This window comes from Streptomyces sp. RG80 (assembly GCF_040446465.1).
Classification (GTDB): Bacteria; Actinomycetota; Actinomycetes; order Streptomycetales; family Streptomycetaceae; genus Streptomyces.
Genome location: NZ_JBEAAJ010000003.1, coordinates 236,127 through 254,681, shown reverse-complemented (window position 1 = coordinate 254,681; position 18,555 = coordinate 236,127). Strand labels below are relative to the sequence as shown.

At 69.7% G+C, this 18,555-nt stretch carries 16 protein-coding genes; 6 read left to right on the top strand and 10 right to left on the bottom strand.

Annotated elements, in window-relative coordinates; all coding sequences use genetic code 11:
• Positions 1–15 precede the first annotated feature (15 nt).
• Together ABKA17_RS11350 and ABKA17_RS11345 are read right to left on the bottom strand one after the other, a co-directional pair.
• Positions 16–888, bottom strand: coding sequence for a carbohydrate ABC transporter permease (locus ABKA17_RS11350; RefSeq protein WP_353691835.1), 873 nt, complete (start codon positions 886–888; stop codon positions 16–18).
• On the bottom strand, positions 882–1,865 hold the full coding sequence (locus ABKA17_RS11345; protein WP_353691834.1) for an ABC transporter permease: 984 nt from the start codon (positions 1,863–1,865) through the stop codon (positions 882–884). The genes ABKA17_RS11350 and ABKA17_RS11345 overlap by 7 nt, the downstream gene beginning before the upstream one ends.
• A gap of 208 nt (positions 1,866–2,073) precedes the next feature.
• Here ABKA17_RS11345 and ABKA17_RS11340 point away from each other — a divergent pair, with 208 nt between their 5' ends.
• Both ABKA17_RS11340 and ABKA17_RS11335 read left to right on the top strand, forming a co-directional pair.
• Positions 2,074–3,063 (top strand): acetylxylan esterase, encoded by a 990-nt coding sequence (locus tag ABKA17_RS11340; RefSeq protein ID WP_353691833.1) that lies wholly within the window; start codon positions 2,074–2,076, stop codon positions 3,061–3,063.
• A gap of 17 nt (positions 3,064–3,080) precedes the next feature.
• Positions 3,081–3,566, top strand: a complete 486-nt coding sequence (locus ABKA17_RS11335; protein WP_353691832.1) for a hypothetical protein — start codon at positions 3,081–3,083, stop codon at positions 3,564–3,566.
• A gap of 1 nt (position 3,567) precedes the next feature.
• Here the strand turns inward: ABKA17_RS11335 and ABKA17_RS11330 are convergent, their stop codons facing one another.
• Positions 3,568–6,819 carry a GH92 family glycosyl hydrolase gene (locus ABKA17_RS11330; protein ID WP_353691831.1) on the bottom strand — a complete coding sequence of 1,084 codons (3,252 nt, stop codon included), beginning with the start codon at positions 6,817–6,819 and terminating at the stop codon, positions 3,568–3,570.
• A gap of 323 nt (positions 6,820–7,142) precedes the next feature.
• On the opposite strand from ABKA17_RS11330, the gene ABKA17_RS11325 reads away from it, so the two are divergent.
• A complete protein-coding gene (locus tag ABKA17_RS11325) occupies positions 7,143–7,733 on the top strand; it encodes an HD domain-containing protein (RefSeq protein ID WP_353691830.1) in 591 nt (196 codons plus the stop codon).
• 52 nt (positions 7,734–7,785) lie between these two features.
• Here ABKA17_RS11325 and ABKA17_RS11320 read toward each other — a convergent pair whose 3' ends face one another.
• Positions 7,786–8,529 carry a class I SAM-dependent methyltransferase gene (locus tag ABKA17_RS11320; RefSeq protein ID WP_353691829.1) on the bottom strand — a complete coding sequence of 248 codons (744 nt, stop codon included), beginning with the start codon at positions 8,527–8,529 and terminating at the stop codon, positions 7,786–7,788.
• A 61-nt stretch (positions 8,530–8,590) separates the two neighbouring features.
• On the opposite strand from ABKA17_RS11320, the gene ABKA17_RS11315 reads away from it, so the two are divergent.
• Positions 8,591–9,355, top strand: coding sequence for a helix-turn-helix domain-containing protein (locus ABKA17_RS11315; protein WP_353691828.1), 765 nt, complete (start codon positions 8,591–8,593; stop codon positions 9,353–9,355).
• On the opposite strand, the gene ABKA17_RS11310 is transcribed toward ABKA17_RS11315, so the two are convergent.
• Both ABKA17_RS11310 and ABKA17_RS11305 read right to left on the bottom strand, forming a co-directional pair.
• Positions 9,334–9,756 (bottom strand): hypothetical protein, encoded by a 423-nt coding sequence (locus ABKA17_RS11310; RefSeq protein WP_353691827.1) that lies wholly within the window; start codon positions 9,754–9,756, stop codon positions 9,334–9,336. The two genes, ABKA17_RS11315 and ABKA17_RS11310, sit on opposite strands and share 22 nt — an antisense overlap.
• Before the next feature lie 151 nt (positions 9,757–9,907).
• A complete protein-coding gene (locus ABKA17_RS11305; protein ID WP_353691826.1) occupies positions 9,908–10,990 on the bottom strand; it encodes a lytic polysaccharide monooxygenase auxiliary activity family 9 protein in 1,083 nt (360 codons plus the stop codon).
• Positions 10,991–11,945: 955 nt separating this feature from the next.
• Between ABKA17_RS11305 and ABKA17_RS11300 the strand changes: the two genes are divergently transcribed.
• Positions 11,946–12,803 (top strand): helix-turn-helix domain-containing protein, encoded by an 858-nt coding sequence (locus ABKA17_RS11300; RefSeq protein ID WP_353691825.1) that lies wholly within the window; start codon positions 11,946–11,948, stop codon positions 12,801–12,803.
• Positions 12,804–12,850: 47 nt separating this feature from the next.
• Complete coding sequence (locus ABKA17_RS11295; RefSeq protein WP_353691824.1) at positions 12,851–13,294, top strand: hypothetical protein; 444 nt, start codon at positions 12,851–12,853, stop codon at positions 13,292–13,294.
• Here ABKA17_RS11295 and ABKA17_RS11290 read toward each other — a convergent pair.
• From ABKA17_RS11290 to acnA, 4 genes are all read right to left on the bottom strand, one after another.
• The gene (locus ABKA17_RS11290; protein WP_353691823.1) at positions 13,230–13,520 is read right to left on the bottom strand and encodes a hypothetical protein; all 291 of its coding nucleotides are present in this window, start codon (positions 13,518–13,520) and stop codon (positions 13,230–13,232) included. The two genes, ABKA17_RS11295 and ABKA17_RS11290, sit on opposite strands and share 65 nt — an antisense overlap.
• Positions 13,521–13,559: 39 nt before the next feature.
• Entirely contained in the window at positions 13,560–13,802 is a 243-nt protein-coding gene (locus ABKA17_RS11285) for a DUF397 domain-containing protein (RefSeq protein WP_353691822.1), read from the bottom strand.
• A gap of 253 nt (positions 13,803–14,055) precedes the next feature.
• Positions 14,056–15,555, bottom strand: coding sequence for a HAMP domain-containing sensor histidine kinase (locus ABKA17_RS11280; RefSeq protein ID WP_353691821.1), 1,500 nt, complete (start codon positions 15,553–15,555; stop codon positions 14,056–14,058).
• A gap of 258 nt (positions 15,556–15,813) precedes the next feature.
• Entirely contained in the window at positions 15,814–18,531 is a 2,718-nt protein-coding gene (gene acnA, locus ABKA17_RS11275; RefSeq protein ID WP_353691820.1) for an aconitate hydratase AcnA, read from the bottom strand.
• Positions 18,532–18,555: the final 24 nt, after the last annotated feature.

Here is an 18,555-nt window from a genome sequence, read left to right as displayed (position 1 = left end):
ATGGAGCGTCAGCTTTCAACCCTTGACGGCGCCGAGCATCACGCCCGAGACGAAGTAGCGCTGGACGAACGGGTACACGCAGATGATCGGGAGCGCGGTGAGCACGATGGTGACCGCCTGGATGTTCGCCCCGACCTGGCTGAGCTGGTCCGTCGTGGCGCCGGCGTTGGAGCCGCCGGTGGCGCCCTGGATCATGTTCCGCAGGTAGACGGTGACCGGCATCAGATCCGAACTGTCCATGTAGAGGAACGCGCTGAACCAGGAGTTCCAGAAGGACACCGAGTAGAAGAGCACCATCGTCGCGACGACCGCCTTGGACAGCGGCAGCACGATCCTGAGCAGGATGCCGTAGGTGCTCAGGCCGTCGATCTGCGCGGCCTCCTCCAGCTCGGTCGGCAGGCTCTCGAAGAAGGCCTTCATCACCAGGAGGTTGAAGACGCTGATGGCGTTGGGCAGGGCGATGGCCCAGACGCTGTTCTTCAGTCCGAGGCTGGTGATCAGGACGTACTGCGGGATCAGCCCGCCGGTGAAGAACATGGTGAACACGGCGATGCCGACCAGCGCGGTACGGCCCTTGAGGTGCTTCTTCGACAGGACGTAGGCGTAACAGGTCGTCAGGACCATGGCCACGGCGGTCGCCACGACCGTGTAGAGCACGGTGTTGCCGTAGTTCCGCCAGAACATCGAGTCCTGGAACACGATCTTGTACGTGGTGAGGTTGAACCCCTTGGGCCACAGGGTGACTTCACCGGCGCGGATCTGCCGCTCGCCGCTGAAGGACCTCGCGATGATGTTGACGAAGGGGTACAGGGTCACCAGCACCACGAGGGAGAGGACCACCCCGTTGACGCCCTGGAAGACCCGGTAGGAACGGCTCGGCTTCACCACAGGCTGGTCCCCACTGTGCGGCGCGAGAGCTGGTTGGCGGAGACGATCAGGAACAGGCCGATGATCGCCTCGAACAGACCGATGGCGGCGGCGTAGCTGAAGCTGTTGGACTCCACGCCGGTCCGGTAGACGTAGGTGGAGATCACGTCGGCCGTCGGGTAGGTCAGCGCGTTGTAGAGCAGCAGGACCTTCTCGAAGCCCACCGCCAGGAAGGTGCCGATGTTGAGGATCAGCAGCGTGATCATGGTGGGGCGGATGCCGGGCAGGGTGACGTGCCAGATCTGCTGCCAGCGGTTGGCGCCGTCGATGCGCGCGGCCTCGTACAGGTCCTCGTCGATGGTGGTGAGAGCGGCGAGGTAGAGGATCGTGCCCCAGCCGGCGGTCTGCCAGATCTCGGAGCCGACGTAGATCGTGCGGAACCACTCGGGTTCCTGGATGAAGCGGATCGGGTCGTGGCCGAACCAGCCCAGGACGTGGTTGATCGGGCCGTCCGTGGCGAGCATCTGCATGGTGATGCCGGCGACGATCACGATCGACAGGAAGTGCGGGAGGTACGACACCGACTGCACGAAGCGCTTCAGGGAACTGCGGCGCACCTCGTTGAGCAGCAGGGCCAGCACGATCGGGATCGGGAAGCAGAAGACGAGCGTGAGGCCGCCGATCCAGAGGGTGTTGCGGAACACCTGCCAGAACGTGGGGTCGTTGAGGAACATCTCGACGTACCGCAGGCCCACCCACTGCTCGCCGAAGATCGAACCGCCGGGCTGGAAGCGCCGGAACGCGATCACGTTGCCGAGCATCGGCAGATAGCGGAAGACCAGGAAGAACAGCAGCGGCAGCAGGGCCAGTGAGTACAGCTGCCAGTCGCGGCGCAGTGCGCGCCGCCAACTGGTGCGGGACGAGGGCACCTTGGCCGGGGTGGGGCCGGGCGGGTCGTGCACATCGGGCGGAGAGGCCGACTTGGTGGAGGTGCTCATGCTCGGTCCTCTCGGAGGATGGAGGCACGGGAACCGAAACTTTCGAGCTCTTACCGGTAACTTCGCGGCAACTTAAAGGCAGGGAGAAAGCGCTGTCAATGGGTTCAGCAGCGCCCTCCTGGTGTGGATGTGGAGAGTTGGAGGTGCCGTCGGACGGGGTAGAACTCCGCAAGTTTCCCTCTGTCGTCCGATTCCTGCGAGGTGTGCCGTGCCCGCGTTCGATCTGCCACTGACGGATCTGGTGCACCACCGGCCACTCCCCGAAGAGCCCCCCGACTTCGACGAGTTCTGGCGCGACACCCTCAAAGAGGCCGCGCAGCAGGACCCGTTGGTGTCGGTCCGGCCGGTGGAGAACGGCCTGACGCTGACGCAGACCTGGGACGTCACCTTCCGGGGCTTCGGCGGCGATCCGGTGCGCGCCTGGTTCAGCAGACCCGCCGACGTGTCCGAACCCCTCCCCGCGGTGGTCGAGTTCGCCGGCTACGGCCGGGGCCGCGGCCTCCCGCACGAGCGCCTCACCTGGGTGAACGCCGGGTACGCGCACTTGCTGATGGACAACCGCGGCCAGGGCGACCAGTACGGCAACGGCGGCGCCACCCCCGATCCGCACGCCGCCTCACCCGGCGGCCCGGGCCCTGCGGTACGGGGCCTGCTAGCACCCCGGGACTACCACTACCGGCGCCTGGTGACGGACGCGGTGCGCGCGGTCGCCGCAGTCCGGGAGCTGCCCGGGGTGGACGCCGGGCGGGTCGCGGCGGCCGGCAACAGCCAGGGCGGCGGCCTCGCCCTGGCCGTCGCGGGGCTCGTCCCGGACCTGGCGGCGGCCCTGGTGACCGCCCCCTTCCTGTGCGGCATCCGGCGTGCCCTCGACCTCACCGACGCGAGCCCGTACGGCGAGATCTCCGCGTACCTCGCCGTCCACCGCGGCGCCGAGCGGGCCGCCTACCGCACCCTCGCCTACCTGGAGGGCATCTCCTTCGCCCGCCGCGCCCACGCCCCGGCCCACTTCGGCGTGGGCCTGCGCGACACGGTCTGCCCGCCGAGCGGCGCGTACGCCGCCTTCAACCGCTACGGCGAGCTGTCCGGCGCCACCCCGCCCACCGAGATCCACGCCTATCCGTACAACGGGCACGAGGGCGGGGACGCGGTGCAGGTGCGACGGCAACTGGACTGGCTGCGCCGCGTGTGGGAGGGGTGACGCCCTACGATGCGCGGGTGGACACGACAGCGACCGAGAACCCCTCCTACCGCGTGGGCGACATATTGCGCGTGACCTGCCCGTGGACCCCCGCGAAGGTGGCCAGGGTCGCGGGGAGCCATGCGTTCATCGTCTGGCCGTGGGCCGAGATCGACCCTGAGTCGCGATACCGGTGGGACGGCCAGACTGCCATGCCGACCGACCCGGACTCCCTCGAGTGGTGGCAGGGAGTGTTCCACACGGAGCCGAAGCCCTGGGAACTGTCGGCCGGGGACACCTGCCTCGTCGGCGTGCCCGAGACCCTGGTCCGGGTCCTCGACATCCAGAGGCACGACCCGCCGGCGGATCGGGGACGGCTCCCCCGACCGCGCATCACGCTGGTCGTGGCCCACGTCGATCAGCCGGACGGGACGTGGGCCGAGGAGGAGGGCCAGGGATTCGTCATCGATCCGAACTCCTCCGAGCCCCTCACCTTCGAGCTCGTCTCCCGCGCAGGCCGGTAGGTCAGCCGACGGCGAGGGTGAACACGTGCAGCCGCGGCTCGTCCGGCAGCCGCACGCTCGCGATGCGCTTGCCCGCGACCGCCGTGAAGGGCTTGGTGGCGAAGACGTACGTGGCGACCGGGTCCCTTCCGGCTCCCGCGATGTTGCGGTACGCGGTCCTGGCGACGACCTCGTTGCCGTACTGGACACCGCCGCTGCCGCCGCCGAGGGTCCAGTCGGTGAAGGCGAGGGGAATCGTGTCGGTGGTGCCGTCGGTGTAGGTGATGGTGGCCTCGGCCTGGCGGTCGCCGTACACCGCGCTGCCGATGAACGACAACCGGCGGCTGGGCTCGTGCAGTTGGAGTGTCTGCTCGTCGGCCGAGGCGTTGTCCGGGCGGCCGCTCGGCGAGGCGGGCCAGGTGAACTCCAGACCGCCGACCGTGCCCCGCTCGCCCGCCGTCAGCCCCGCCGCGGCCAGCGCCTGGCGGGAGTGGCTCCAGCCGCCCCCGTCGTAGTCGGCCTCGGTGTGGTCGCCGGAGTCGTCGGAGATGCCGGTGCCGTTGTAGGCGGCGAGGAGAGTGCCGGGGGCGGCGACGGTCAGGGCCACGGGCTGGACGTACGGGGTCACAGGCTGGACGTTCGGGGCCACGGCGACCTTGACGTCGTAGAAGCCCTGGGTGATGCCCTTGTCGGCCGACAGTGTGATCTCCCGGGTGCCCTCGACGACCTCGCCCTCGGCGGGATGCGCGGTGATGCCCTCGGGTGTCTCCACCCGGAAGCGCGCCTCGCCGCCGCCCATCGGCAGGGCCTTGACGCGGATCGTCGTGCTGCCGCCCGGGGCGAGCGTGGCGGTGGTCGGTCCGACGCCGATCTGGTACGGCTGTTCGCCGTCGCGGAAGGACGGGGGGGCGTCCTCGACCGCGCTGCCCCAGGCACGCTCCGGCGGTGCGGCTGAGAGCACGTAGTCGAGGCGGCCGCCGTCCCGCACGAACGACGCGGGGAGCCAGGGCCGTTGAGACGCGAGCCCATCGACCTTCAGCTCGTGGATGTACGGCGCGTCGGCCGCCGCCCCCTGTGCGCTGATCGAGATGTCGGCGCCGCCCGGCCGGTCGATCTCGATCCGTGGGAACAGCGGTGAGGCCAGGACGAGTTCGGCCCGGGAGGGCACCTGCGGATACATGCCGAGCGCGGAGAAGACGTACCAGGCAGACATCGCGCCGAGGTCGTCGTTGCCCGGGATACCGCCCGGCCGGGTCGACCAGAGCTGTCGCATCGCCGCGCGGACGGTCTCCTGCGTCCTGGCGGGGGCGCCCGCGTAGGCGTACAGGTAGGGGACGTTGATCGACGGCTCGTTGTCCAGCTCGGACTTCTCGCCGCCGCTGCCGGTCAGGGCCCAACTCCCGTCCGCCTTGCGGAAGAAGGCGTCGAGCCGATCCAACGCCCGCTCCCGGCCGCCCATCGCGGCGAAGAGTCCGGCCGGGTTGTGCGGGACCATCCAGGTGTACTGGGCCGCCGTACCCTCGACGAAGCCCCGGCCCGTGGCCGGGGTGAAGCCGGTGACCCAGCTGCCGTCGGCGTTCCGGTCGGCGATGTAGCCGCCGCCGGGGTCGGCCGCGAGGTTGAAGTTGTTCTGCCACCACTGGGAGCGCCCGGCGAAGTAGACAGCCGTCTCCTTCTCACCGGCCACAGCCGCCAGTCGGGAGAGGGCGAAGTCGGCGCCGGACATCTCCAGCGTCTCGGCGGCCCCGCCCCAGGCGTTGGAGACCGACGGCATGTAGCGCAGCTTCAAGTACTTGTCGAGGGACGGTCGTTGGCCGACGGACAGGACCGGCCGCCCGGCGGCCGACAGGTCCCGCTCGGTCGGCACGGTCGCCGCCTTCACCAGCGAGGCGAGCGCGCCGCGCACGTCGAAGTCCGTGCCGCCGAAGGCGTGGATGCCCGCCAGGGCGACGGCCGAGGGGTCCCCGTTCATGACATGGGTGCCGCTCGCGCCGTGCAGCCAGCGGTCCCAGACGCCGCCGTTCTGCCGCGCCAGTTCGTACAGGGACTGGGCGATGTCGGAGCCGGTCGCCGGTTCCAGCAGGGTGAGCAGTTGCACCTGGTCGCGGTAGACGTCCCAGCCGGAGAAGGTGCCGTACTGGGCGCGGCGGGTGGTGGTGTGTGCCTCGCCGTCGCCGCCGCGGTACCGGCCGTCGGCGTCGCTGATGACGTTCGGGTGCAGGAGGGAGTGGTAGAGCGCGGTGTAGAACGTGGTGCGCTCGGCGTCGGTGCCGCCGCCGACCCGGATCGCGTCCAGCCGGTCGCGCCAGGCGTCGCGGGCCGCCTCCCGTACGTCGTCGAAGGTGCGGTCCGGCGGGTTCTCGGCCGCCAGGTTCGCCTCGGCGCCGGCGCGGTCGACGTAGGAGATGCCGACCTTGGCGTGCACCGGCCCGGCGCCCGGCTCGAACTCGACGTACCCGCCCGCGCCCTTGCCCGCGACGGGCCGCCCCGCGTCGGCGAAGCCTCCCGTGCCGCCGCTCGCCTCCCGGGACCCCGGGGTGAGCTTGTCGTCCTCCCAGGTGCCCGTCGCCTTGAAGGCACGGTCGAACCGGGCGGTGAAGTGCAGGGTGTAGTAGGCGCGTCGGCCCTCGGGGTCGAGGTGGCCGCAGAAGTTCCCCGAGGTGACCGAACCGGAGACCGTGCGGGTGGCCGGGTCGATCTCGATCCGTGAACCGGTGGAGCCCACCTCGGAGTTGGCGGTCCGGATCAGCAGCGAGGCGGGCTTGCCGTCCGGGTAGTCGAAGCGGGCCGAGCCGGTGCGGGCGGTGGCGGTGAGGTCGGCCGTGACGCCGGACGCCAGGGCGACCTTGTAGTGGCCGGGCTCGGCGGTCTCGTCGGCGTGGTCGAAGTCGGCGGCGTACACCGCGTCCTTGGTGTCGCTCGCGGGCGAGGAGGTGACCTCACCGGCGTAGGGGAAGAACGGGATGTCACCGCTCCCGCCCGCGCACCCGGTGCCCGACATGTGGGTGAGGCTGAAACCCCGGATGCGGGTGGCGTCGTGGTGGTAGCCGCCGGGCGCGGCCGTGCGGGTGGCGTCGCCCCAGGTGTTCTCGGGGCTCCAGGAGAGCATCCCGAAGGGGGTGACGGCGCCGGGGAAGACGTTGCCGCCGTTGCTGGTGCCGATGAGCGGATCGACGTACGGCGTCGGGTCGTCGACGAGTTCGGGCGGTGCGGCGGGGGCGGTGGGGGTGACGCCGGCGAGCGTGAGGGCGACGGCGAGGATCAGGGACTTCACGTGCGCCAGCCGTACCACGGGGGTTGCCGGCGGGTGTACTGCCGCGCAGAGAGTCCACCCGGTCGGGTCAACCTCAACTGGCTTGACTCCGGGTTCCGTTGGCACGATAGAGTGAGGTTTAGACCACTCGACAACGTTGTCCGACGGCACGCTTCGCCGTCGACGACACGTGTCGCCGCAGACCAACCGACACCCGGGCAGGGACTCCCCCCGTTCGCCTGCCCGGCTCGCGGACCCGGTGGGGGTGTCCACCGGGTCCGCACGGACCACCCCGCCTTCATGGTCCGGGCCCCTGAGCGCGCGCCCGCCCCTACCCTGTCCGGGTGACCTCCACCGACCTCCTCCAGCGCGCCCTCGACGACCCCGGCCACCCACTGCTGCGCCCCTTGCCGGACCGGGCGGCGGAGCTGCTGCGGAAGCTCGACGCGCCGCCCCGCCTGGCCGCCCATCTGAGGGCGGTGCACGACGTGGCCTACCGCGTCGTCGAGTGGGTGTCGCGACGCCACCCGGCGCTTCCGCTCGACCGGGAGGCCGTTCTGTTCGGCGCGGCCACGCACGACATCGGCAAGACCGCCCATGTCGCCGAACTCTCCGGCCCCGGCTCGTCCCACGAGGAGACCGGCCGCGACCTGCTCCTCTCACACGGCGTCCCCCCGCACCTCGCCCGCTTCGCCGCCACCCACGCCACCTGGACCGAGCCCGACATCGGCGTCGAGGACCTGCTGGTGAGCGTCGCCGACAAGGTCTGGAAGAACAAGCGCGTCCCGGAGCTGGAGGATCTGCTGGTCAGGCGGCTGGCCGAGGCGAGTGGGCGGACGGTGTGGGAGGAGTTCCTGGAACTGGACGACCTGCTCACCACGGTGGGCGAGGGCGCGGACGCCCGGCTGGCGTTCCAGGGGTCGTATCCGGTGTAGTGCCCGCTCTCGGACCCGTCCCACCGACATACGTGCGGCTCGAGCGGGTGGGTCAGTGGTCGGACACCAGCAGCCGGTAACCGACGTCGAGGGTCTCGCGCGTGAGCAGGTCGACGTGACGGGTGTGCCATCGGCCGGTGTTGAGGTCGTCCGCGAGGCGGGCCAGGCCAGGGGCGAGAGCCTCCTCGCCGGGCTGGGCGAGCAGGGAGATGCCCGCGCGCACCCGGGGGTCGAGGTAGGCGTGCGGGCGGCGCCAGTACGCGGCGGCGAATCCGTCCACGCAGTCGTGGGGCACCGGAACCGGCTCCTCGCGGGCCCCGCCCAGCAGTTCGGCCAGCCGGGCGGTCGGCATCGCGCGGGTGTCGTCGAACGCGGCCGCCTCGGGCAGGTACTCCCGCACGAGCCAGAACCGCTCACGGAACACGCGCTGGTCCCAGGTCAGTACGACGACACGACGCCGCGCGACCCGGCGCAGCTCCGCGATCCCGGCCGCCGGGTCACTCCAGTGGTGGACGGTGAGCAGGGCCATGACCGCGTCGACGGCACCGTCCCGCAGGGGCAGTTGCTCGGCGACCGCTTGGACGGCGGGTGCCGCGTCCGGTGGACGCTGGGCGAGCATGACCCGGCTGGGCTCGACCGCGAGTACCGTCGCCGGCGGTTCGTACGAGCCGGTGCCCGCGCCGACGTTGATCACGTCCGTGACGTTGCCGAGGGCAGCGTGGATCCGCTCGGCGATGCGCGGATCGGGCCGTCGGGTGCGGGCGTACGTCACGCCGAGACTGTCGTAGGTGGCCATGCCCCACCTCATTCCCCGCGGGGAATGGCCCGGCACCCGCTCTGCCCGTTAGAACAGGCCCGTGGACTTCCCTCGCGCGCTTCGTGACCGCCGTACCCACCTTCGCCTCAGCCAGCTCGACCTGGCGCTGCGGGCGGGCACCACCCAGCGGCATCTCAGCTTCATCGAGTCCGGCCGGTCGACGCCCGGCCGGAACATGGTCGTACGCCTCGCCGAGTCCCTGGAACTGCCGCTGCGGGAACGCAACGAGCTGCTGCTGGCCGCCGGTTACGCGCCCGTCTACCCCGAGAGCTCCCTCGACGACCCGGTACTGGCCCCCGCGCGTACGGCGATCGACCACATCCTGCGCGCCCATCTGCCCTACCCGGCGCTGGTGGTGGACGGCGCCGGCGGGCTGATCGCCGCGAACAGCGCGTTCGACCTGATCGCCGAGGGCGCGGCCGCCGAACTGACGGTCCCGGGGCGGAACATGTACCGGCTCGCGCTGCATCCCGACGGCGTGGCGCCCCGCATCCTCAACCTCGCGGAGTGGGCCCGCCACATCCTCCTGCGCCTAGATCACCAGCCTGAGCTGCGCGCCGAGCTCGCCGCATACCTGCCTGAACTGGGGCCGTCGGCTGGGCAGTTGGGCTTCGCGGTGCCGCTGCGGCTGCGGTCCTCGTACGGCGAGCTGCGGCTGATGACCACGGTGACCACCTTCGCGACCGCCGTCGACGTGACCCTGTCCGAGCTGAAACTGGAGGCGTTCCTGCCGGCCGACCCGGCGACGGCGGAGGCGCTCGCCACGGCCGCGGCCGCCGCGGATCAGGCTCCGGGGAACATGTAGTCGATGCTGATCCGGCCGTCGTCGTCGAGTACGAGGATCTCCAGCCCTCCGCCCAGCACATCGCCGGTTTCGGCGGCCACCGCCTGCCAGTTGAACTTGACCAGGCCTTGGAGGCGTACCGCGTCGCCGTGGGCCCGGAAGACAAACCCCTTCTGCTCGACGAACTCCTCGTAGCTGCGGGTCACCCGGGTCTCGATGGCGTCGTGGCCGCGGGCCTCCAGAGTGGTGTGATCGAAGCCCAGCCCCGCCGCGATCTCCCGTATCTCCACGGGCGGTTGGAGGATGTGGCGGCCGTCCTCGGCCCACAGCCGCTCGATGGCCGCGCGGCGTTCGGCGGCGTCGGCGAGGTTCCACTGGGCGATGTAGTCGCGGGCCAGGTCCTGCGGGTTTGTCTCGGTCATGGACGTCTCGTCTCCTCGTGGGCCGTTTCGTTCAGGACCTGATCCTGCGAGGTACGACGGAGACCGACAATTCCCCGCGGGGAATGACGAAGACGGACGGCGGACGACGGACGACGGACCCGGCAGTGGTCGCCGCCGGGTCCGTCGTTGCTCAACCCACCCGGCAGGGCAGGGTGGTCGCCGTATCGCCGCCGGAGCCGGTGACGACGTAGCCGAATGTCGCGCTCTGTCCCGGACTCAGTGATCCGTTCCAGTTGGCGTTGTGGACCATCACCGCCTGGCCGTTGTAGGTGGCGTTGCCGTTCCAGAGGCTGTCGACCTTCTGGCCGGTCGGCAGGGTCCAGTCGACCATCCAGCCCAGCATCGGGACGTCGCCGGAGTTGGTGACGGTCACCTCGGACTGGTAGCCGCCGTTCCAACTGCCGGTGGTCTTACGGGTGGCGGTGCAGGTGCCCGGGACGGGTTCGCTCGGGTTGCCCGGCTCGTGGATACCGGTGACCTCGCCGTTGCCGCCGTCGAAGACGACGTCGGAGCAGGAGTAGAAGGTCTCCGCGCTGTCCGAGCGCTGCCAGACCATGTAGATGATGTGGCGGCCGGACTTGTTGGCCGGAAGCTGCCCGGTCCAGGAGTAGTTGGCCTCGACCGTGCCCGGGCTGCCGTTGAGCGGCGGGTGGTCGACGGAGAGGAAGGGCTGGGCCTCCATGTCGTCCCAGGTGAGGGTCTTGGTCGGGTCGAAGCCGTCCTTGGTGACGTAGACGTAGAACCAACCCGGGTGCGCGGCCCAGGCGTTGTAGGAGAAGTCGACCGTCTTGCCCGAGGTGAGGTGGGTCAACGGCCAGTCGTTGCGCGCGGCGTTGAAGCCGGTGAAGTTGGTGTTGCCGCCGCTGCACAGCTGGCCGTCCGGCACGAAGCCGCGGGTGCGGCCGGCGCCGTCCGAGCGCAGTACGGAGAACCAGTTGTAGAACGGCGTGGTGCCGCTGACAGCCTGCGCGTTCTTGCAGGCCGGGTTGATCGGCTTGATCTCACCGGTGTCGGTCAGCCCGTCCTGCCAGCACAGGAATGTACGACTGGCGGGCTTCATGGGCGTGCCGTGGGCCTCCGCCGCACCGCCGGTCGACATCACCAGCGCGACGGCGGGGATGGTGGCGAGCAGGGAGACCAGGACGAGGAAGAGGGCTCTGGCCCGGGTGGGGAGCGTTAATCGGCGCCGCGATTCCGTTTTTGTCAGGATCATGACATGGGAGTCCGTTCCTTGGGGTACGGGCCGTGCGGATACGTGTGTGCGGATGAGCGGGGTGGGCGGATCCCCTGGGATGGGTTCCGGTCCACCGCATGGGAGCGCTCCCACCCCGCCTGTTGCGGAAGTTAGCGCGAACGGGGGCGACTGTAAACGGCTGGCGCGCGAGGGGTTGGCCGGCGAGGGCGCGGCCTCGGCGGTTCGAGTGACGGTGTCTTGGTGCGGGTGACCACGCCGGGGGCGGCGTCCGGACTTGCGAGTCCCAGGCCTCGCACGCCGGACTTGCGACGGTGAGAAGTCCGACCCGCAGATCGCCATTCGTCGACGCGACCGCGGTGGCGCCGGGCGCCGCTGATCCTCTATCGAGGGCTCGGTCATCTCCGCCGGCTCCCTTCGTCGTTGGCCCGTCCGTGGGGGACGGGCCGGGCGGAGACGACTCTCGAAGCGGAACCTGAGGCGGGCCTGGAGGGCGGCAACCGGAGCATGACCGCATGACGACTGCGGCCGCCTCACTCCGGGACATGGCCGCCCGATTCCCTGAACAGCCGTCGCCGGCCGTCTCGATGACCCCACCCGAAGCGCACGGACTTATCGGCCGCCCGTCCGGCACCTCGAGCGCCGTTTTCGTGCGCTGAGCGCAACTCGGCGCACCTGTAAGGGATTTCGTGCGCCCTTTGAGCTCCCGTGCTTCGACGCCTCGCAACCGGAGTACGGCTCTTCGGAGCACAAACACCCGTTCCGACGTTCTCTCCTACGTAAAGTCCGGTCGCGCGGTCTCAGCTCGAGGTCTCTCGGAGAGCTGCCGCCGCCCCATCGGCACCGCGCCGCGAACCGCCCGTGGCTTTTGGCTCTATCCTCTTTGATAGAGGCATAATGAGAGGAGCCAAAAGCTAGGAACTTTCTGTGCATGGCCGATCAGATTCAGGGTACGTGCACGGGCGAAGGAGCGGCGATGACCCCCGTGGACCCCAGTCTGAACCGGCGCAAGCTACGTATCGCACTGCGACAGGCGCGCGAGCGCGCCGGTCTGACTCAGCGCGAGGCGGCCGAACAGGTGGAGTGGTCCCAGTCGAAGCTGATCCGGGTGGAGACAGGCACGGTCAGCGTGTCCGTCAGCGACCTACGCGCGCTGGCGACGCTCTATCGCATCACCGACCCCGTCGAGGTGCAGGAGCTCGAGCAGGCGGCCCGGGGCAGCAAAGGGGCGAGTTGGTGGTCGAAGTACCACGACGTGGTGACCCCTCAGTTCGCCCAGTACCTGGGCTACGAGAGCGCCGCCTCGTCCCTGCACACGTACCACCCCATCGTCGTCCCCGGTCATCTCCAGACCCGCGGATACGCGAAGTCGCTCCTCGCCCCTCGCGGACTGTCGTCCGAACGGGCCGAGCGGGTCGTGGGTCTGAGGATGGAACGACAGGAGCGGATGTTCGACGGCTCCGGCAAGCCAGTGACCACGTTCATCCTGGACGAGGCCGCGGTGCGACGACAGATCGGCGGAAGGGAGGTTCTCGATGAGCAGTTGGAGCAGCTGCTGAGCTTCGGCGCCCGCGACGGCATCACGATCCGCATCCTGCCGTTCGAGGCCGGGGCGCACTACAGCACTCTGGGCAGCTTCGTCCTGCTGGGATTCCCCGACGACGACGATCTGCTGTACCTGGAGCATGCCGCCGGCAGCATGACCGGCGGTGAAGACCTGGAACTGCTGGCCCGTTACCAGGAGTGCTTCCACACGATCACGGAAATGGCACTCGGCGAAACCGAGTCTCGCGACCTGATCGATCGCATCAAGCAAGACCTCAGGGCCCGCTAGAACCGCGGTGCCCATGGCTGGTAGTGAGAGCCAGGGGGAGGACCGACGTGGTCTTCAGGTCGATATCTCAGGGCCTACAGCAGTGGGTCACCACTCTGCTCGGCGGAGCAGCCGGACTGAACGACGAGGAGCTCAAAGCACAGGCGATCAAGAACCAGGACGAGACGGACCGCCTGGTCCAGATCGAGAACGCCCGCGGCGCCGTGAAACTGAGGCTCGTGACGATAGTCGGCGTGCTCGTACTGGTCGCCCTCGCGATCGTGGTCGGGGCGATAGTCCTGGTCGTCCAGGCGGCCGGAGAGCTGAAACTGCCGTGGTCCCGGATAGGTACGGCCGTCGGCACGTTCATCGCCACCTCCGGACTCGCCGCCCTGGTGGGACGGTGGGCGACCCGGTGGTTCAAGCGCCGCCGGGCGGCCGGCACTCCTACCGTGGAGCCCGCGTCCCAGAACCCTCAGGGAGGCGACCCGAACCAGATGGCGTCGCCATGACGTGACCGGCCTTCCACACTCCCGCGCCGACCGACACACCGACCGCCACGGTCACCCACAGGATCCGCTTGGCGAGCAGGCTGTCGACGAGCAGGGACGCGAGGGCAGCCGCCAGCGTCGCCAGCGCGCCGACGGCGAGCGCGAAAGCGAGGGCGCCGCCGATCACCACGTCCCGTTTGGACCTCTTCTTCCCCGACTGCCGCACCGCAGATGCCTCGGCACCCATACAGGCCCCCTACCTACTGCCGATGGCTGTTCTCAGACATCACGAACCCTCTAACGCCCCTTGGTTCACCGCACGAAGGAACTGCGTCCAGACGGGAGCGGTGAATCGCAGAGGCGAACGATGAGGTTCCTTGGAGTCACGAGCGAGCACACGGTCCTCACGCACAGCGACCTCCACGCACTCGTTCTCATTGCCACACATGCTGCTCCTGCGCCACAAGGGTTCCCCCCTATGCACCACCTCAGCCCTCCTGCTCCCCCGATACGCCTGGGCAGTGCCCATCCATGCTAGTGGGCGGTCGAGCACCACCGCAGGCAAGTACCCCCGAACGTCAAGCCAAAGAACCACACATGGCATTCACAAGATTACGCTCAGCTACTACATGCCCAGCGTAAATGATCCCAGCCCACCCCAGCCATACCCGAATCTGTCGATATGCCATACGTCATTGCGACCGCCGCGTCTCACATCAAGTGGCCGCGTCGTCGGCGTTCCCAACTGCCCTCCCCACAAACCATATTGAGCATCTGTTGGCTTAAGTGCTCACAGTTCTTGGCGAGTTGACATGGTCCGGCGCGGCCACGGCGTCTCCTGCGAGCGGCAGCTCGATTCGGAACTCCGTCCGCCCCGGCTCGCTCCGCACCTCGACCCCTCCCCCGTGCGCCGCCGAGATCGCCGCGACGATGGCCAGCCCGAGACCTGAGCCGCCCTCCAGGCCCCGGGCCCTGGCGCGGGACGTGTCCGCCCTGGTGAAGCGTTCGAAGACCGTCGGAAGGAGGCCGGGGGGAATGCCCGGGCCGTCGTCGCGGATGCGTACGGCACAGGTGTCGTCCCTCGTCTCCACGACCGTCACCACCCGGGTGCCCGTGGGCGTGTGCACGCGGGCATTGGTCAGGAGGTGGGCGACCGCCTGGTGCAGTCGGGCCTCGTCGCCGATGACCAACGGGATGTTGTCGAGGCGGAGTTCGAGCTGCCAGTCGTGGTCGGGGCCTGCGGCTCGCGCGGCCCGGACCGCCTCGGTCACCAGGGCGGCCAGATCGACCTCGGTGGACTGCAACGGGCGGCCCTCGTCCAGGCGGGCGAGCAGGAGCAGGTCCTCGACCAGGCCCGTCATGCGCGCCGACTCCGCCGAGACGCGGCGCCAGGCGAGCCGCGGCTCGATGGGGTCGGTGCCGCGGTTCATCAGCTCCGCGTAGCCGGCGATGGAGGCCAGGGGCGTGCGCAGCTCGTGGCTCGCGTCGGAGAGGAAGCGGCGCATGCGCTCCTCCGTGCGCCGGCGTTCCGAGAGGAAGGACTCGACGTGGTCGATCATCCGGTTGAGCGCGGCGCCGACCTGGCCCGCCTCGTTGCCGGGGTCGGTGTCCCCGGCGGGGACGCGGGTGAGGGTCGTGGCCTCGCCGCGGTCCAGGGGCGCCCGGGAGACCTCGACGGCGGTGGCGGCGACCCGGCCGAGGGGGCGCAGCTGGCGGCGGATCACCACGGCGCAGACGCAGCCCGCCGCGGCGAGACCCGCGACCGCCACGACCACCTCGACCACGACCATGCCGCTGATCATCCGCTGGACGTCGTCCATGGGCAGGCCGGCCAGGACCCGGACCCCGTCGCTGTCGAGCGCGGTGATCCGGTAGGCGCCGAGGCCGGGCAGGGTCACCGTGCGCAGCGAGCCGTCCGGCTCGACCCCGGACAGGGTGGCGCGCTGGGTGGTGGTGAGGGCGGTCGGCGCGGCGGCCTGGCCCACCACCGCCGCTGTGAGGATGTCGCCGTCGTCGTCGAGGCGGGCGGCGAGCAGGCCGGCCGGGTGGCCGCTCTCCATGAGGAAGGCCAGGCTGCTCTCCTGGTCGGGGTGAAGCCCGGCGGCGCCGCCGAGGAGGCGCTGGGCGGCTTTGTCGACCCGGTCGTCCAGGTTGCCGAGCAGAAAGGAGCGTTGGACGAAGACGGTGGTCAGCGCCATCACCGCGCACACCGCGACGAGCGTGACGCCGGTGAAGACGAGCAGACGGGCGCGCAGCGAGCGCAAGCGTCGGCGGGGGGTCATCTCCCGTCCTCCAGCTTCTCGGCGGGCACGGGGAGCACGTCGGTGAGCGCGGGCTCGTCGTCGATGACGAGTGGGCGGACGCGGCCGTTTCGGTACCCGGCGGTGCCAGTCATGTCCCGATCGTGTCCCGGTGGGCTGGGGGAATCCTGTGTTCAGCCTGAGGGTGGGTGATGACCTGGACGTCCCGGCACGAATACGGCGAAGGGCCGCACTCCCCGTCGCCGGGGAGTGCGGCCCTCAACTGCCTTGCCGTACCGCTTACTTGCGGATCAGGCTGCGCAGCACGTACTGCATGATGCCGCCGTTGCGGTAGTAGTCGGCCTCACCGGGGGTGTCGATGCGGACGACCGCGTCGAACTCGACACCGGTGTCGGTGGTGACCTTGACCGTGCGCGGCGTGGTGCCGTTGTTGAGCTCCTCGACGCCGGTGAAGGAGAAGGTCTCCTCGCCGGTCAGACCGAGGGTCTCGGCGTTCTGGCCCTCCGGGTACTGGAGCGGCAGGACGCCCATGCCGATGAGGTTCGAGCGGTGGATGCGCTCGTACGACTCGGTGATGACGGCCTTGACGCCGAGGAGCGCGGTGCCCTTGGCGGCCCAGTCGCGGGACGAGCCGGAGCCGTACTCCTTGCCGCCGAGGATGACGAGCGGGATGCCCTGCTCGATGTAGTTGCGCGAGGCGTCGTAGATGAACGAGACCGGCGCGTCGGCCTGGGTGAAGTCGCGGGTGTAGCCGCCCTCGGTGCCCGGCGCGATCTGGTTGCGCAGGCGGATGTTGGCGAACGTGCCGCGGATCATGACCTCGTGGTTGCCTCGGCGGGCGCCGTAGGAGTTGAAGTCACGACGCTCCACACCGTGCTCGGTGAGGTACTTGCCGGCCGGGGTGTCGGCCTTGATGGCGCCGGCGGGCGAGATGTGGTCGGTGGTGACCGAGTCGCCGAGCTTGGCGAGGACGCGGGCGCCGGAGATGTCGGAGACCGGGGTGGTCTCCATCGTCATGCCGTCGAAGTACGGGGGCTTGCGGACGTAGGTCGACTGCGGGTCCCACTCGAAGGTGTTGCCGGTCGGGATCGACAGGGCCTGCCACTGGGCGTCGCCCGCGAAGACGTCCTGGTAGGACTTGTTGAACATGTCCTCGCCGATGGCGTTGGCGACGACGTCGTTGACCTCCGCCTCGGTCGGCCAGATGTCGGTCAGGTAGACCGGCTTGCCGTCCTGGTCGACACCGAGGGCGTCCTTGGTGATGTCCACCTTCATGGAGCCCGCGATGGCGTACGCGACGACCAGCGGCGGGGAGGCCAGGTAGTTCATCTTGACGTCGGGGTTGATACGGCCCTCGAAGTTCCGGTTGCCGGAGAGGACCGAGGTCACCGCGAGGTCGTGGTCGTTGACGGCCTTGGAGACCTCCTCCGGCAGCGGGCCGGAGTTGCCGATGCAGGTGGTGCAGCCGTAGCCGACGAGGTTGAAGCCGACCTTGTCGAGGTAGGGGGTCAGGCCCGCCTTGTCGAAGTAGTCGGTGACGACCTTGGAGCCCGGGGCGAGGGTGGTCTTGACCCACGGCTTGCGGGTCAGGCCCTTCTCCACGGCCTTCTTCGCGACGAGCGCGGCGGCGACCATGACGTACGGGTTGGAGGTGTTGGTGCAGGAGGTGATGGCCGCGACCGTCACCGCACCGTGGTCGATCTCGTACGTCGAGCCGTCGGGGGCGGTCACGGTGACCGGGTTGGACGGGGCGCCGTTCGGGGCGACGGCCGGGGCGTCGGAGGCCGGGAAGGACTCCTGGCCCGCCTCGTCCACGGAGTCGACGTAGTTGCGTACGTCGACCTTGAACTGCTCGGCGGCGTTCGCGAGGACGATACGGTCCTGCGGGCGCTTCGGACCGGCGATGGAGGGAACGACCGTCGACAGGTCCAGCTCGAGCTTCTCGGAGAAGTCCGGCTCGGCCTGCGGGTCCAGCCAGAGGCCCTGCTCCTTGGCGTACGCCTCGACGAGCGCGAGCTGCTGCTCGGAGCGGCCGGTGAGCTTCAGGTACTTGATGGTCTCGCCGTCGATCGGGAAGACCGCGGCGGTGGAACCGAACTCCGGCGACATGTTGCCGATGGTGGCGCGGTTCGCGAGGGAGGTGGCGGCGACGCCCTCACCGTAGAACTCGACGAACTTGCCGACGACACCGTGCTTGCGGAGCATCTCGGTGATCGTGAGCACGAGGTCGGTGGCGGTGGTGCCGGGGGTGAGCTCACCGGTCAGCTTGAAGCCGACGACGCGCGGGATGAGCATGGAGACCGGCTGGCCGAGCATCGCGGCCTCGGCCTCGATACCGCCGACGCCCCAGCCGAGGACACCGAGGCCGTTGACCATGGTGGTGTGCGAGTCGGTGCCGACGAGGGTGTCGGGGTACGCCTGGCCGTTGCGGACCATGACGGTACGGGCCAGGTGCTCGATGTTGACCTGGTGGACGATGCCGGTGCCCGGGGGGACGACCTTGAAGTCGTCGAAGGCGGTCTGGCCCCAGCGCAGGAACTGGTAGCGCTCCTTGTTGCGGCCGTACTCCAGCTCCACGTTCTGCTGGAAGGCGTCGTTGGTGCCGAACTTGTCGGCGATGACGGAGTGGTCGATGACCATCTCGGCCGGAGAGAGCGGGTTGACCTTGGCCGGGTCGCCGCCGAGCGCCTTGACGGCCTCACGCATGGTGGCGAGGTCCACGACACAGGGCACGCCGGTGAAGTCCTGCATGATCACACGGGCGGGCGTGAACTGGATCTCCTGCGACGGCTGGGCCTGGGAGTCCCAGTTGCCGAGGGCGCGGATGTGGTCGGCGGTGATGTTCGCGCCGTCCTCGGTGCGGAGCAGGTTCTCGAGCAGAACCTTGAGGCTGTACGGAAGGCGAGCCGAGCCTTCCACCTGGTCCAGCCGGAAGATCTCGTACGACTCGTCGCCCACGCTCAGCGTGGCACGGGCGTCGAAGCTGTTCGCCGACACGACAGTCTCCTTCATTGATGTGCG

Bases quoted from the DNA above. Each gene is read 5' to 3' on its own strand.
- ABKA17_RS11290 (WP_353691823.1), bottom strand. From the start codon at position 13,520: ATGGGTGCCGAGGCATCTGCGGTGCGGCAGTCGGGGAAGAAGAGGTCC.
- ABKA17_RS11305 (WP_353691826.1), bottom strand. From the start codon at position 10,990: ATGATCCTGACAAAAACGGAATCGCGGCGCCGATTAACGCTCCCCACC.
- ABKA17_RS11285 (WP_353691822.1), bottom strand. From the start codon at position 13,802: ATGGGCACTGCCCAGGCGTATCGGGGGAGCAGGAGGGCTGAGGTGGTG.
- ABKA17_RS11310 (WP_353691827.1), bottom strand. From the start codon at position 9,756: ATGACCGAGACAAACCCGCAGGACCTGGCCCGCGACTACATCGCCCAG.
- ABKA17_RS11300 (WP_353691825.1), top strand. From the start codon at position 11,946: ATGACCCCCGTGGACCCCAGTCTGAACCGGCGCAAGCTACGTATCGCA.
- ABKA17_RS11345 (WP_353691834.1), bottom strand. From the start codon at position 1,865: ATGAGCACCTCCACCAAGTCGGCCTCTCCGCCCGATGTGCACGACCCG.
- ABKA17_RS11320 (WP_353691829.1), bottom strand. From the start codon at position 8,529: ATGGCCACCTACGACAGTCTCGGCGTGACGTACGCCCGCACCCGACGG.
- ABKA17_RS11280 (WP_353691821.1), bottom strand. From the start codon at position 15,555: ATGACCCCCCGCCGACGCTTGCGCTCGCTGCGCGCCCGTCTGCTCGTC.